Below are 12768 nucleotides of genomic sequence, written 5' to 3'. Positions count from 1 at the left end.
CGACCAGCGCCTCGCGGGGCTGCGCTGTCACTCTGCCGCAGGCGCCGGTGGTCCATCCCGATGCGCGGAGACCTCTACGGCGAGTCGTGCGAACGCATCGATCAGTTCGTCGGTCCTGGACGCCTGGTAGCAGAGGAATGTCGTCACCGGCGGAAGGTCGGCGACGGGTATGTAGCGCAGGCCGGGCCGGGCATACGTAGTGGCGGCCCCGGAGCCGCAGATGTTCACCCCGACGCCCGCGGCGCACAGTTGCAGGACCTCTTCGAAGTGCGCAGCGAGCGGGAGGATCGTCGGGCGCTTGCCTCCCGGACGCGGATCGACGAACCACTCCTGGGTCCCGCCGAGCTCGCGGATGCCGATGAAGGTCTCGTCGTCGGTCTCGGCCAGACTCAGTGACTCGCAGCCCGCGAATCGATGCCCCTCGTGAACCACCAGGACCCGATCTTCCGACCACAGCGGCGTCACCACCAGCCCATCGACGTCAGGGATCTGCGGACTGAACATCAGCGCGACGTCGACCTGCCCATCCTGCACTGCAGAGAGTGGCTCCGTCAGCCCGAGGCTGCGGATCTGCCATTCGACGTCGGGGTACCGCTCTACGACTGCTGCGAGCACTGCATTGCTGAGTTCACTCGCTGCTGCGATGCCGATCCGAAAAGTTCGTCGCGGCTCGCGCCCTTTGTCGATCCACCCGACGACATCGTCCATCGCCGCCACGGCGGTACGGGCCATCGGCAACAGTTCGGCGCCCCGTGCGGTGAGTTCGACGTGCCGGGAGGTCCGCTCGAACAACGGCTCGCCCACCCGTCTCTCGAGTTGCTGGATCTGCTGACTCAGCGATGGCGGCGAGATGTGCAGCCGCTCGGCGGCGCGAGTGAAGTGAAGCTCGTCGGCAACTGCGAGGAAGTACCGCAGGTGCGCGGCGGTGAGATCCACGATGACCTCCTACCTGGGCGGACACCGAACAGTGTGGCATACCGGCGGTCCGGCGAAAACTGCCGTCCACCTCGCGAATCCCACGATTCGGCCCTTCCGATTGGTGCAGAGTGGTTGTCACATGCACTCATCGAGGAGCGACCATGGTCAACTGGGACGGCGATCGTTATGCGGACGTCAGCGCTCTGCAGCGCATGGTCGCCGAGGCATCGATCGCCGGTCTCGAGATCGCGGGCGATGAGCGGCTCCTCGACGTCGGCTGCGGCGACGGGTTCATCACCATGCAACTGGCCGACCGGCTGCCTGCGGGATCGGTTGTCGGCGTCGACGCATCACGACTGATGATCGACAAGGCCCGCACCCGTGTCCCACCCGATGAGCTCCGTGTCCAGTTCCACGTCGACGACGTCCTGGCGCTGCCGTTCGAGCGCGACTTCGACATCGCGGTCTCCTTCAACATGCTGCACTGGGTTCACGATCAGCCCGCGGCATTGACGCAGATCGCGCGCAGCCTGGACGACGGCGGACGCGCGGTGATCCAGATCGTCTGCGCCACCGAGCGTCGCAGCATCGAAGACGTGGCGATGGACGTGGCCGCCCTGCCACGCTGGCAGCACTACTTCACCGACTTCGAGCCGCCCTACCTGCACGTCACTCCGGATCGGTTTCGCGAGTCCGCCACGTCGGCCGGATTCAACGTCTCCGACATCGAGATCACCTACCTGCGTTGGCAGTTCGAGTCGATCGATGCCTTCACCCAGTGGTTCACCGTCGGCGCCACCGACTGGACCAGCCGTCTACCCGACGACTCGGTGAAACCCTTCGCCGACGAGGTCATCGAGCGATATCAGGAATCCACCGCAGAGACGGCAGTGTTCCTGTTCGGTCAGATGCGGGTGGGGTTGGAGCTGGGCTGACGGCGCCGGCCGCGGCTCAGTCGACCCGCGTAATGGCCGGCACCTCGTAGTCACCACGCAGAACCGCAGGGTCCGGTTCGTACATCCGGAGCACCGGGCGGAACTCACCGCTGGGGGCCGGCAGCCAGTTCGCGGTGTCGTCGGGGGCCACGTTGCTGATCACGATCGTCAAGGAACCATCGGCACCGTAAGTCAGTCCCGGGGTCCGGTCGCCGATCGAGTATCGATTGAGCGGGTTGTCCACCAGATAGAAGTTGGGAACGTCATACATGGTCAACGACCAGAATGCTCCGACCGGCGGCGTGGGATTCAAAGTTATTGTGTACCTGCGGCTTCCCACCAGCTGGACGCCTCGGTCGTCGACGTAGGTCATGATGTACGCGGCCTCGTAGGGATGGTTGCCCCACAGTCCGCCCTTGGCAGCGGCTGCCCGTTCGATGATTCGAAGCCTCGGGTCGGCCATCTTGAACTGCGGGTCGTCGAGCGCACCGACCTCGAAGTAGTCGAGGTTGTAGTCGAACGCATGGTAGGTCAGCTTCCACCCGTTGACCTCGGGACTCGATCCGGACATCAACGCCTTCTGCAGATTCCGCTCACCGGCGTCGATACCCGCCACGAGCTCCGCGGCGAAGTCGTGATCCGCATCGGCATACGGCGATGCCTCGCCGGGGTCCCCGATCCCGACCTCAGCCAGGCCCCGCTCGATCTCGACGTCCCGAGGCGCGGGCGGGTAGGCCTGCGACCAGAGTCGGAGCTTCTCGAAGTACCGCAGTTCGTTGGGAACCTCGGCGGACGGCGCCGGTAGGCCCTCAGGCTCGGCGTCGCGATCGAGCGGAGTGAGAGTTGTGACGTCTTGGAGCGCATGAACAAGCGCCAGGTCATCGCCTCCTGCACAGGCCCACCGGCCGACGATCGACCCAACCGTGGTCGGGAAGTGGATCAGGGTCTCGTCGGCCTCGACGGTTCCGTCATATCCCGGAGGGACCAGCAAAAAGCCGCCCTCCGCGGTGCCGGTGGCACGATGGCCGACATAGGCAAAATTGTTCGTCCACGCATCGACGAATTGCAGAACGTAATAACGGCCGTCCGTGTCGGGAACTCGCAGTCGTACGGGCCCGACCGACAAATCGATCTGGGCCATCGAATACAGCGTGTCGTTGTTGATCGTGACGAAGGTGTCGGCTGGTCCTGCAAGAGTCCGGGCGTGACTGAAGGTGTTGAACGGCCGTGCCGGATTTGCCCCTACGCCTTCGGTCACATATCGGGTGACCTGATCTAGGTTGAATACCAGCGGGAATCCGTAGATATAGGCATTCGCGGCAACATCTGCCACCGACTGATCCGTCACCTGCATCACCCATGCTTTCCGTGCTGACCCCGCCTCGTGCCAATCGTGCCACAGTGGGCGCGCTCCCGCAGCGGCCCTTTCACAACCTTTCCGACTCCGTTGCGGGGCAGGGTCTCCACGAAATACACGTCCTTCGGACACTTGAAACCGGCAAGGTTCAGTCGGCAGTACGCAAGGAGATCGTCCGCCGTCGCCTGCGCCTCACCGGTCCCGGTGACCACGAACGCAATCGGAACCTCTCCCCAACGGGGATCGTCGCATCCCACCACCGCGACCTCGCGCACCGTGGGATGTTCGGCCATCACGCGCTCGATCTCGGCGGGGTAGACATTCTCGCCGCCGCTGATGATCATGTCCTTCGTACGTCCGACGATGCTGAGATAGCCATCGCAGTCCACCGATCCCAGGTCGCCGCTGCGATACCAGCCATCCGATGTCCACGACGCCGCTGTCGCCTCCGGGTCACGCCAGTAGCCACGAACCAGACTCTCGCCACGGATCTGCAACTCGCCGGGTTCGCCTGGGGCCGCGGGTTTTCCGTCGGTGGTGATGATCCGCACCTCCCAGCCCTGTGTGATCCGACCGGCGGTGGCCAGCGTAGGGCTGTCCGTCCGATGGTCCTCGGGGCGGAGCACGGTGAGAAATCCCTGTAGCTCGGTACTGCCGTAGATCTGGCGGAACCGTCGACAGATCGTCGCCTGCGCCCGGATCAGGAGCGCGGGTGTGATCGGTGCCGCACCGTACTGGACCTCGATGAGACTCGACATGTCGGCGCCCCGCCTGCGGCCTTCGAGTGCATCGACGAGGATCTCGAGCACCGCGGGTGCCGCCGTGAAGAAATTGATCCGCTGGTCCGCGACCGCATCGATGACCCGATCGACATCGAACTCTCGATGAACCGTGAGGCTCCCGCCCGTGAGGAAGCACTGCATCGCCTGGGCGAAGCCGGCGAGGTGGAACAGCGGCATCATCGCCAGATGGCATCGTCCGGGACGTTGATCTCCGATCTCGATCGCAAAGCCGGCAAGACTGCGGATGAGAGACCCGTGATCCAACGGGATGACCTTGGGATTGCCTGTCGTTCCGCTGCTGTGCATGAGCACCGCGGTCTCTGCCGCCGCGAGTCGCTGAACCGGTCGGGGACCTGGATCGCCGACGAGGTCGGTGACGGGAACCCATCCGTCCTCACGGTTTCCGTCGACGACGGCCAGCATGTCGCCGATCGTCACCAGCCCGGTGGAGACCGGGTCGGCAAGCACCGCCCGCGGACGGCAGACGTCGAGAATCCGGGTGATCTCGGGTGCCGGCATCCGCCAGTTGAGCAGCAGCGGGATCGCTCCGAGACGCATCAGTGCCAGCACATTCGACAGATACTCCACACTGTTGTGCGCGATCACCCCGACAATGTCACCCGAGCGAACGCCGAGTGCGAACCACCCGCCCGCGCGGTCTTCGATTCGTGCGTGAAACTCGCGGAAGGTCAGGCATTGCCGATCATCCCGCACCGCCACGATGTCGGCATCACAGGTGGCGCGCCATTCGATCACATGTAACCAGGTGTGCACAGGGTCTCCTTCAGATACCGCGATGACGACGAGCGCGCCGAAGGCCGGGCATCATCGGCGTCGATCTCATCCGTTGTGCCAAGCGAGCTCTCGCGTCCGGACCAGTCTCGTGAGTGTCTCGTTCACCGGCGCGTCAAGCGCCACCCTGGCTGCCTGCACCGGGATCGCACCGTTGATGAAGCCGATCTCGCTGACCCTGCCGGATTCGACGTCGAGAAGCGCCGACGGTTTCGCCGCAGGCATCGCGTCGCCGAACTCCTGGACGTGGGCCACTGGGTCCTCGACCCTGATGGCAATTCCGAGTGCCCGTGCGGTCTCCCAGGCCTCGCGCGCGGCAGACCGACTGACAGGTCCACATTCCGGATGCGTCATCACCTCACCGACGGTCAGGCCGGTCAATGCGCACGGAGCACTGTAAGCCACGTTGCAGATGAGCTTCTCCCACTGCATTGCCACAATGTCCGGCACGGATTCGGTCGCGAAACCCGCCGCCCGCCAGGCATCTACCACGGGATCAAGCCGATCACGGGGTAGTCCGGCGTATGCACCCAGTCGAACGGCCTTCATCGCGTTGTGATGGACTTGCCCCGGCGCGGGGCGTGATGCGCCGAACCCACTGGCGATTCCGACCGCCAGGCGATCGGCACCGACCACGCCGGCGATCTCGTCGGCGGACCCGAGCCCGTTCTGGATCGTGACGACCACGGTATGCGGTCCGATCGCCCCGACCACGGTTCTCGCGGCGCCACCGACGTCGGCCGCCTTGACCGCGAGGACCACCATGTCGACCGGACCGACGTCGAGCGTCGTCGATGCCGACCTCACCCGTACCGTGTCCTCGCTGTCGGGTCCCGTCAGGGTCAGTCCCGATCGCGCGATGGCGGCCATGTGCTCGGCCGAACGATCCAGCATGTGGACATCGTGACCACCGGCCGCCAGACGCGCAGCATAGACCGATCCCATCGCGCCGCATCCGACGATCAGGATGGAGAGTTTCTCCGCCACAGCGTCATCCCACCAATCTCGTGATCGATCCGGACAGTTCCGCCTTCGCCTCGAGGCCGAAACCCGGATGGTCGGCAGGCGTGACGGTCCCGTCCTCGATTGCGCAATCTGCGCTGTATCCGCCGAAAGGCTGGAACACACCGGGATACGCCTCGCACCCACCGAGTCCCAATCCGCCGACGATGTGCAGATTGATCAGATGGCCACCGTGTGGAACGGCATGCGCGCGATCGACGCCCGCCGAATCCATCAGGTCCAGCATGGCCCGGTACTCGGTCAACCCGTAGCTCAGACCGGCGTCCATCTGCAGGATGTCGCAGTCCGGTCGGATACCGCCGAAGCGCAGGAGGTTTGCCACATCCTGCCGGGAGAAGAGATTCTCACCGGTGGCGAGCACACCGTCGTACGCGGCGGCCAGTTCGGCGGTTGCCCCGTAGTCGAGCGGATCGACCGGCTCTTCGAACCACCGTAATCGGTAGGGCTCCAGCGCCTTTGCATACGCGGCGGCGGCCTCGCGGCCGAATCGGCCATTTGCGTCCACCGCAACGGCGGCGCCCGATCCGACGATCGACACTGCCTCGTCGATTCGCCTCAGGTCCTCGTCCAGCGTCAGCCCACCGACCTTGATCTTGACCGCCCGGTATCCGCTCTCCAGGTAGCCCGAGATCTCCGCACGCAGTGCTGCGATGTCGTCGCCGGGCCGGTAGTAGCCGCCGGCCGCGTACACCGGGGCCGCCCGCCTGGTGGGTGTCCGGCCGTCCGCGCGCGCGATGGTGGCATATGCGGGCTCGTCGGCGAGTTTGCCGAGCAGATCCCAGCAGGCCAGTTCGATTGCCGCCGCAGCGCAGGCGCGATCGCCGTGGCCACCGGGCTTTTCATCGGCCAGCGCGCTCCGCAGCACACGTTCGGGATCGAGAATCCCGGTGTCGGGGTCGAGCAGTTCATCAGAGGGTGCGTCGAGCACCCGCGGAATCATCCGGTCACGGAGAAGCCCGCTTTGCGCAAACCGCCCGATCGAGTTGAAGGCCACCCCGTATACCGGCACGCCGTGCCGCATCACGTCGGTGATGACGGCCACGAGCGAGACGGTGTGGCGGTTGAAGTTGACGACGGCGTTGGCGACCGAGCCCTCCAGGGGCACCGTTACCTCGCGGATTTCGACGATGCGCATCTCGTCCTCACGCGATCGATCGGCTGTGCTGTGACCAATAGACCTTACGCAGTTCGCGTTTGAGTAGCTTCCCGCTCGGGTTGCGGGGCAGTTCATCGCTCAGGTCGATCGAGGTCGGGCATTTGTAGTGCGCAAGTCGATCCCGACAGAACAACGTCAGTTCTCCCGGATCCAACGGCTCCCGCGCGACGACGACGGCTTTCACGGTTTCGCCCCACTTCTCGTCCGGCACCCCGATCACCGCCGCCTCCAGCACCTGCGGATGTTCGAGCAAGACATTCTCGACCTCGATCGGATAGATGTTCTCGCCACCGGACACGATCATGTCCTTGATGCGGTCGCAGAGGAAGAGGTACCCGTCCTCGTCGAGGTAGCCGGCGTCACCCGTGCGGAACCAGCCGTCCGGGGTGAGCACCTTGACGAGTTCATCGGGCTGATTGCGGTACCCGCTCATGATCAGGGCGCTGCGCGTCCGCACCTCGCCGGTCACACCGGGCGGGCATACCGAGCCGTCGATCGGATCGGCGACGACGAGTTCGACCCCCTGCACCGCCCGACCCGCCGCCGCCAGTCTCCGACCGCCGGCGCGATGATCGTCGGCCGTGAGAAATGTGATGGGGCCGCAGGTTTCGGTCATCCCATAGCTCTGCACCAGCTCACATCCGAAGATTGCCATCGCATCGCGCGCCGTGGCAGGTGCCATCGGCGAGCCCCCGTAGATCAGGGTCCGCAGGCTCGGATACTCCCTACCCTGCGCGTCCGGGTGCGAGATCAGCATGTGAACGACGGCCGGCACCGTCAGAGCATGGTCCACACCGCCACCGGCGAGCACGTCGAGCACCGTCGACGGCTTGATGTCGGTGGTGTAGAGCGCTTCCGCACCGATACCGAGGCAATAGAAGAGCCAGCCCGTTCCCGAGACATGGAACAGCGGAGCCGGAATCATCACCGTGTCACCAGGTTTGATGTCCCAGGGCGCCGATGATGCGATGTTGGCCGCGATGGCGCGATTCGGGAGTTCGACTCCCTTCGCCCGGCCCGAGGTCCCCGACGTGTACACGATCATCGCCACGTCATCGGATTCCGGCGCCATCTCGGGTTCGGACGCCCGCAGCCCTTCTACCCAGTCGTCGTAGGCGATCGGGGCGGCCTCTCCGACGATCACCCGCGTCACACCGTCACCCGGATCATCATGTCCGAGGAGCGGCAGGAATTCCGGTTCGACGACAACCACGGAAGGTGCGGCGTCGGCCACGGTCTCGGCCATCTCTCGACGGCTCAGCCGCCAGTTGAGTGGCACCCCGGCGGCTCGGACGTACGACGCGGCGACCAGCACCTCACCCCACACCACCGCATCCTTACCCAGAAATCCAACCGTGTCACCGGCTCCGATACCGAGATCATCCAGGCCGCAGGCAATCCGGGAACTTCGCCGAAACCACGACCCGAACGTGTGCGACCGGCCGTCGACGACGCCGATCGCCGGCTGCTCTGCCGCCACATCGGCCCAGTGCCGGAGCATGGCGCCGAGCGACCGGAGGTGATGCGCATCCATGGTGGCCTATCCCGGGTCAGGCGTTGATCTGGCGACGACGCTCCGCCGCGGTCCGTGGCGCATGCTCGACATCGCGTGGGCCGAAAGCGCGCAGCCAGCAGGCGAACTCCAGGAGGATCCCGTCAGGGTCCTGGAAATAGAACGACCGCACGTAGACGCCGTCGTGCATCTCGGTGGCGATCTGGCTGGGGCTGTCGTCGTGGTTGACGATCGGCCCCACCCGGACACCCGCCGTCTTGAGCGAACGACGGTAGTCCTCGAACCGGTCGGCAGGCACATCGAACGCGATGTGGTTCAGCGAGCTCACCGCACTGATCCACTCGCCGAATCCCGGTTTCTCCTCGGGAGCGGAGATGCCCGGCACGCCGTCCTGGGCATCGACGAACCAGAAGAACGCCAGCGAATTGCCGTTGCCGGCATCGAAGAAGAAGTGCTGACCCATTCCGCCCGGCAACTCCACCGTCTTGACCAGTTCGAAACCGAGCACATTGCTGTAGAAGTCGACCGTGCGCTGCATGTCGGAGCACACCAGCGCGACGTGGTTGAAACCGCGGACGTCGAACCTCGGATTGTCTGTCATGTCGTTTCTCCTCCGTGGACAGAAAACGAATGTAACATCAGATTCGTATCCTGTGAATAGGCCGCCCTCGACTCCTGGAGCGCCCCGATGGGCCAGAATGAATCCGTGGCACCACAGCAGACCCGGCCGACCAAGCGCGGCCGCGAGACCCTCGAGGCAATCCACACGGCTGCCCGCAAGGTGATCGCAGAGAAGGGCTTCCTGAAGACGACAGTCGCCGACATCGTCGGCGAGGCCGGAAAGTCGCCTGCATCCTTCTACAACTACTACGACTCGAAAGACGCACTGCTCGAACACTGGGCACGCGAGTTCCAGGAAGAGGCCCGCACCCGAGTCGAGAGGGCGATCCACGACTCACACCCCGATCAGTACGAACAGATCGTCGCGTCGGTCCGGGCCCACTGGGAGACCTACCGCCACCGACTCGCCGAGATGGTGGGCGTCTTCCAGCTCGCGATGGTCAACGACGAGTTCGCGCGCGTGTGGGACTCCCTGTGCGGAGAACTGATCACGGTGATCGCCCGCGCAATCGGACGTGCACAGACCGACGGCTACTGCCCCGGCGTCGATGCGGAGCTCACCGCGCGCGCGATCGTGTCGATGCTGAACATGTTCTGTTACGACAGCCTCGCGAACGGCCGCGCAGCGGATGCCGACGACGAACGATGCATCAGCACTCTCGCCGACGCCTGGTACCACGCCGTCTACTGGAAACCCGAGTCCGTGTGAGATCCGGGTCTCGACGCCCACCGTCGAACCGGCTATGATACGAATCTGACATCAGGTTCGTATCCTAGGAGAGTTGCCGTGCCCATCGAGCAAACGTTTGTCGGTCTCGAATCCCCAACCGTCGGCCGTGCAGGCGCGGGCGGACATCCGTGCCAGGGCCTGTATCACACTCCGTCACAACGCAAGCCGCGAATTGCCGTGATGGCGACGCATTATCAGATCGATTTCTCCGAGCATTATCTCGCCGAGTATCTGGCACGGCGTGGCTACGGGTTCCTCGGCTGGAATACCCGGTTCCGAGGAGACGAAGCACATTTCCTGCTCGACCATGCCCTGGTCGACATCGGCGTCGGCGTACGCTGGTTACGCGAACAGGCAGGCGTGGACACCGTTGTGCTGCTCGGTAACTCGGGGGGCGGGTCGTTGATGGCCGCCTATCAGTCGCAGGCGTCGCAACCATCCATCTCAGCTGTCGCAGGCTCACGACTCGCCCGCGGCGTCGAGGATCTCCCCGCCGCCGACGGGTACATCTCGAGCGCGGCCCACCTCGGCCGGCCGGATGTGCTGACCGCGTGGATGGACGGCTCCGTCGTCGACGAGAACGACCCGCTGGCAACCGACCCCACGCTCGACCTGTTCAATCCCGACAACGGGCCGTCGTATTCGACCGAGTTCGTGCAGCGATACCGCGACGCGCAGTCCGCGCGTAATCACAAGATCACCCGATGGGTCAAGGACGAACTCGCACGACTGGCAGCGGCGGGATACCACGACCGTCCCTTCTCGGTGTCCCGGACCTGGGCCGACCCGCGCATGGTCGATCCGACCCTGGAACCGACGAAGCGGGAGCCGAACCGGTGTTATGCCGGCACACCGGAGCGCGCCAACAAATCCGTGTTCGGGATCGCCTCGGCCACCACACTGCGGACGTGGTTGTCGCTGTGGAGTCTCGAGGATTCACACACCCGCGCCCACGCCCACCTGCCCCGGATCACGGTGCCCTCCTTGGTGGTCAACGCCAATCGGGACACCGGAGTGTTCCCCTGTGATGCCAACGCGATCCGCGATGGCCTGGGCGCAACGGACAAGACGTTCCACGAGTTCGACACCGACCACTACTTCCAGGAGAACAACGGCCGCGACGACGTCGCCGATCTCATCGACGCGTGGATCGCCCAGCGCTTCTGAGCGCGACGTGAACCGAATGGTGCACTAGGGCTGCATCAGTACCGATGCCGACGGATAACTCTCGGCGAAGCGGTCGGGCAGAGGTGCGATGAAGATGTTCTCGGTCCGGGTGCGACTGACCCGCCATCGTCCGTCCTCCTTGCGGAAGGTGTTGTTCAGACGACTGGATCGCAAAAGTGATCTGCCGTCCGAGAACAGCCAGGGCTGCATGTGGACCCACTGCCCGTCCGCCTCGGCGCCGTCGACATGGATCTGTTCGGACGTGAGGTAGTGGACGTTGAGCAGGAGCGCCGGGTCCCGCTTCTCCCCCCAGAACGCCTGGAAGTGCTTCCGGATGGCGTCTTTGCCCTCCGCCCGTCCGAATTGGCCGTTGTAGTACTCCCCGACGCCCTCCCAGACCGCGTCGTCGGTGTACAGGTCGAGAATGAGGTCGATACGCTCGGCGTCGTCCCGGACGCCGAATTCCGGACACGGGGTGTCGCACAGGAGCATGTACCGGGCCTGGATGCGTCGGATCTCGGCCTCGGCCTCCAGCACCTCGATACGCGCGGTCAATGCTGCGATGGCGTCTGCGGTCATTGTTCCAGAACCTCCACTACTGTCCGTGCCTGTTGTATCCACTCGTTGATGCGCGCGCCCGTCTGCCGGGAGGGCAACTGCCCCAGTCGAAGGGTCATCGAGTGGCCGCCCTTCGGGTCGCGGATGGGAAGAACCAGCGACCCGACATCGTAGATCTCGTGATCGTCAAGGTCACGGAGACGGTAGTCAACCGATGAGCTCTCGATCGACGCGCGGATGCTCCGTTCCTCGGACGGCGTCAACCGACCACTTTCGTAGCGGCGGGTCGCTTCGCGCATCTCGTCATATGCCGCACTGCCCTCGGCCGGCAGGAACGAGATCAGGTAACCGTTGTCCCGGACGAATGCGAGTCGGGCACGGTGGACCGCCTTGACCGTCTCGTCGGCGCCGCGCAGTTTGGCGATCCAGCGTTCCTGGGCGTCGCCATCCTGATCGAAGACATACGAGTCGCCGATCGGCGGGACCATCGGAATGCGATGCGCGAGACCCTCTTCGCGATCGACACCGGCGCCGGTCACCGAGAGCACGGTGGCCATCTCGTCGACGCTGACGGCGGTGAAAACCGTTACCTCGCACCCGATCGACGACGCCAGTTCTTCGACCTGCGATCGGGCGGAGTGGGCAGCGTGAATGGCCGGCAGGATCTCGTGATCCATGCGCGCCATGAGTGAGGTACACACGAAGCTGCCATAGCCGCCCTGGAAGAAGAGCAAGGGCGACACGGGATTGGTGACCGCCAGATCGCGCACCTCGCACAGCGTGATCCAGTGATCACCGGCTTCGACCGTGTCCCACAGAGTGGTGTCGATCCAGGCCACGGAATCGCTCAGGACCGGGTCACCGGACGGCGATGGGAACCAGTCGATCCCGTCGAGCTTGTTCTCCCATCGCTGGGCGACCCGCAGGACGATGTCCTCCTGTTCGCCGCCGAGGATGTTGATGCACAACGACGAGCATTTCTGCATCTTCTCGAACGTGCGGGAGGTCTTCATCGGCATGAACGACACCAGCGGAGGGTCGAGGGACACCGAGCTGAAGGTTCCGACGACCATCGCCAGGACCTCTCCGTCGGTGTCGCGACCCGTCACCACCACGACACCGGTCGGGTAATGGCCCAGAACGTCGCGGAACAGCTTGGGATCGACTGCGGCAGGGGCGTTGGCAGACATGGCTTCTCCTGGATTCACTGGACGTG

Annotated in this window: 12 protein-coding genes; 3 read left to right on the top strand and 9 right to left on the bottom strand. The window is 64.8% G+C overall.

Annotated elements, in window-relative coordinates; all coding sequences use genetic code 11:
* Window positions 1-27: 27 nt before the first annotated feature.
* Window positions 28-936 (bottom strand): LysR family transcriptional regulator, encoded by a 909-nt coding sequence (locus ACLQ3I_RS21410; protein ID WP_425792900.1) that lies wholly within the window; start codon window positions 934-936, stop codon window positions 28-30.
* A 143-nt stretch (window positions 937-1079) separates the two neighbouring features.
* On the opposite strand from ACLQ3I_RS21410, the gene ACLQ3I_RS21405 reads away from it, so the two are divergent.
* Complete coding sequence (locus ACLQ3I_RS21405) at window positions 1080-1853, top strand: class I SAM-dependent methyltransferase (RefSeq protein ID WP_425804578.1); 774 nt, start codon at window positions 1080-1082, stop codon at window positions 1851-1853.
* A 16-nt stretch (window positions 1854-1869) separates the two neighbouring features.
* Here the strand turns inward: ACLQ3I_RS21405 and ACLQ3I_RS21400 are convergent, their stop codons facing one another.
* The 6 genes from ACLQ3I_RS21400 to ACLQ3I_RS21375 all read right to left on the bottom strand — a co-directional run bounded on the left by ACLQ3I_RS21400 (window position 1870) and on the right by ACLQ3I_RS21375 (window position 9077).
* Window positions 1870-3207 (bottom strand): DUF1254 domain-containing protein, encoded by a 1338-nt coding sequence (locus ACLQ3I_RS21400; RefSeq protein WP_425792902.1) that lies wholly within the window; start codon window positions 3205-3207, stop codon window positions 1870-1872.
* Window positions 3207-4766: a class I adenylate-forming enzyme family protein gene (locus ACLQ3I_RS21395; protein WP_425804575.1), complete on the bottom strand. Its 1560-nt coding sequence runs from the start codon at window positions 4764-4766 to the stop codon at window positions 3207-3209. Before ACLQ3I_RS21395 ends, ACLQ3I_RS21400 begins: the two co-directional genes overlap by 1 nt.
* 66 nt (window positions 4767-4832) lie before the next feature.
* Window positions 4833-5771: a ketopantoate reductase family protein gene (locus ACLQ3I_RS21390; RefSeq protein ID WP_425804572.1), complete on the bottom strand. Its 939-nt coding sequence runs from the start codon at window positions 5769-5771 to the stop codon at window positions 4833-4835.
* 4 nt (window positions 5772-5775) lie between these two features.
* Window positions 5776-6942, bottom strand: coding sequence for an enolase C-terminal domain-like protein (locus ACLQ3I_RS21385; RefSeq protein WP_425804569.1), 1167 nt, complete (start codon window positions 6940-6942; stop codon window positions 5776-5778).
* A 7-nt stretch (window positions 6943-6949) separates the two neighbouring features.
* On the bottom strand, window positions 6950-8497 hold the full coding sequence (locus ACLQ3I_RS21380; protein ID WP_425804566.1) for an AMP-binding protein: 1548 nt from the start codon (window positions 8495-8497) through the stop codon (window positions 6950-6952).
* A 16-nt stretch (window positions 8498-8513) separates the two neighbouring features.
* Complete coding sequence (locus tag ACLQ3I_RS21375) at window positions 8514-9077, bottom strand: VOC family protein (RefSeq protein ID WP_425792907.1); 564 nt, start codon at window positions 9075-9077, stop codon at window positions 8514-8516.
* Between the two features lie 87 nt (window positions 9078-9164).
* Here ACLQ3I_RS21375 and ACLQ3I_RS21370 point away from each other — a divergent pair, with 87 nt between their 5' ends.
* On the top strand, window positions 9165-9806 hold the full coding sequence (locus ACLQ3I_RS21370; RefSeq protein ID WP_425804563.1) for a TetR/AcrR family transcriptional regulator: 642 nt from the start codon (window positions 9165-9167) through the stop codon (window positions 9804-9806).
* A 78-nt stretch (window positions 9807-9884) separates the two neighbouring features.
* The gene (locus ACLQ3I_RS21365) at window positions 9885-10994 is read left to right on the top strand and encodes an alpha/beta hydrolase (protein WP_425804560.1); all 1110 of its coding nucleotides are present in this window, start codon (window positions 9885-9887) and stop codon (window positions 10992-10994) included.
* Window positions 10995-11018: 24 nt separating this feature from the next.
* Here ACLQ3I_RS21365 and ACLQ3I_RS21360 read toward each other — a convergent pair whose 3' ends face one another.
* Together ACLQ3I_RS21360 and ACLQ3I_RS21355 are read right to left on the bottom strand one after the other, a co-directional pair.
* A complete protein-coding gene (locus ACLQ3I_RS21360) occupies window positions 11019-11573 on the bottom strand; it encodes a nuclear transport factor 2 family protein (protein WP_425804557.1) in 555 nt (184 codons plus the stop codon).
* Window positions 11570-12742: a flavin reductase family protein gene (locus tag ACLQ3I_RS21355; protein ID WP_425804554.1), complete on the bottom strand. Its 1173-nt coding sequence runs from the start codon at window positions 12740-12742 to the stop codon at window positions 11570-11572. The genes ACLQ3I_RS21360 and ACLQ3I_RS21355 overlap by 4 nt, the downstream gene beginning before the upstream one ends.
* Window positions 12743-12768: the final 26 nt, after the last annotated feature.

The organism is Gordonia sp. DT101 (assembly GCF_049844895.1).
GTDB lineage: Bacteria > Actinomycetota > Actinomycetes > Mycobacteriales > Mycobacteriaceae > Gordonia.
This window is presented reverse-complemented; position numbering and strand designations above follow the sequence as displayed.

What these genes read in the sequence shown, in the direction of transcription:
- ACLQ3I_RS21385 (WP_425804569.1), bottom strand. Translation starts at nt 6,942, where the DNA reads ATGCGCATCGTCGAAATCCGCGAGGTAACGGTGCCCCTGGAGGGCTCG.
- ACLQ3I_RS21400 (WP_425792902.1), bottom strand. Translation starts at nt 3,207, where the DNA reads ATGCAGGTGACGGATCAGTCGGTGGCAGATGTTGCCGCGAATGCCTAT.
- ACLQ3I_RS21355 (WP_425804554.1), bottom strand. Translation starts at nt 12,742, where the DNA reads ATGTCTGCCAACGCCCCTGCCGCAGTCGATCCCAAGCTGTTCCGCGAC.
- ACLQ3I_RS21360 (WP_425804557.1), bottom strand. Translation starts at nt 11,573, where the DNA reads ATGACCGCAGACGCCATCGCAGCATTGACCGCGCGTATCGAGGTGCTG.
- ACLQ3I_RS21405 (WP_425804578.1), top strand. Translation starts at nt 1,080, where the DNA reads ATGGTCAACTGGGACGGCGATCGTTATGCGGACGTCAGCGCTCTGCAG.
- ACLQ3I_RS21375 (WP_425792907.1), bottom strand. Translation starts at nt 9,077, where the DNA reads ATGACAGACAATCCGAGGTTCGACGTCCGCGGTTTCAACCACGTCGCG.
- ACLQ3I_RS21380 (WP_425804566.1), bottom strand. Translation starts at nt 8,497, where the DNA reads ATGGATGCGCATCACCTCCGGTCGCTCGGCGCCATGCTCCGGCACTGG.
- ACLQ3I_RS21370 (WP_425804563.1), top strand. Translation starts at nt 9,165, where the DNA reads ATGGGCCAGAATGAATCCGTGGCACCACAGCAGACCCGGCCGACCAAG.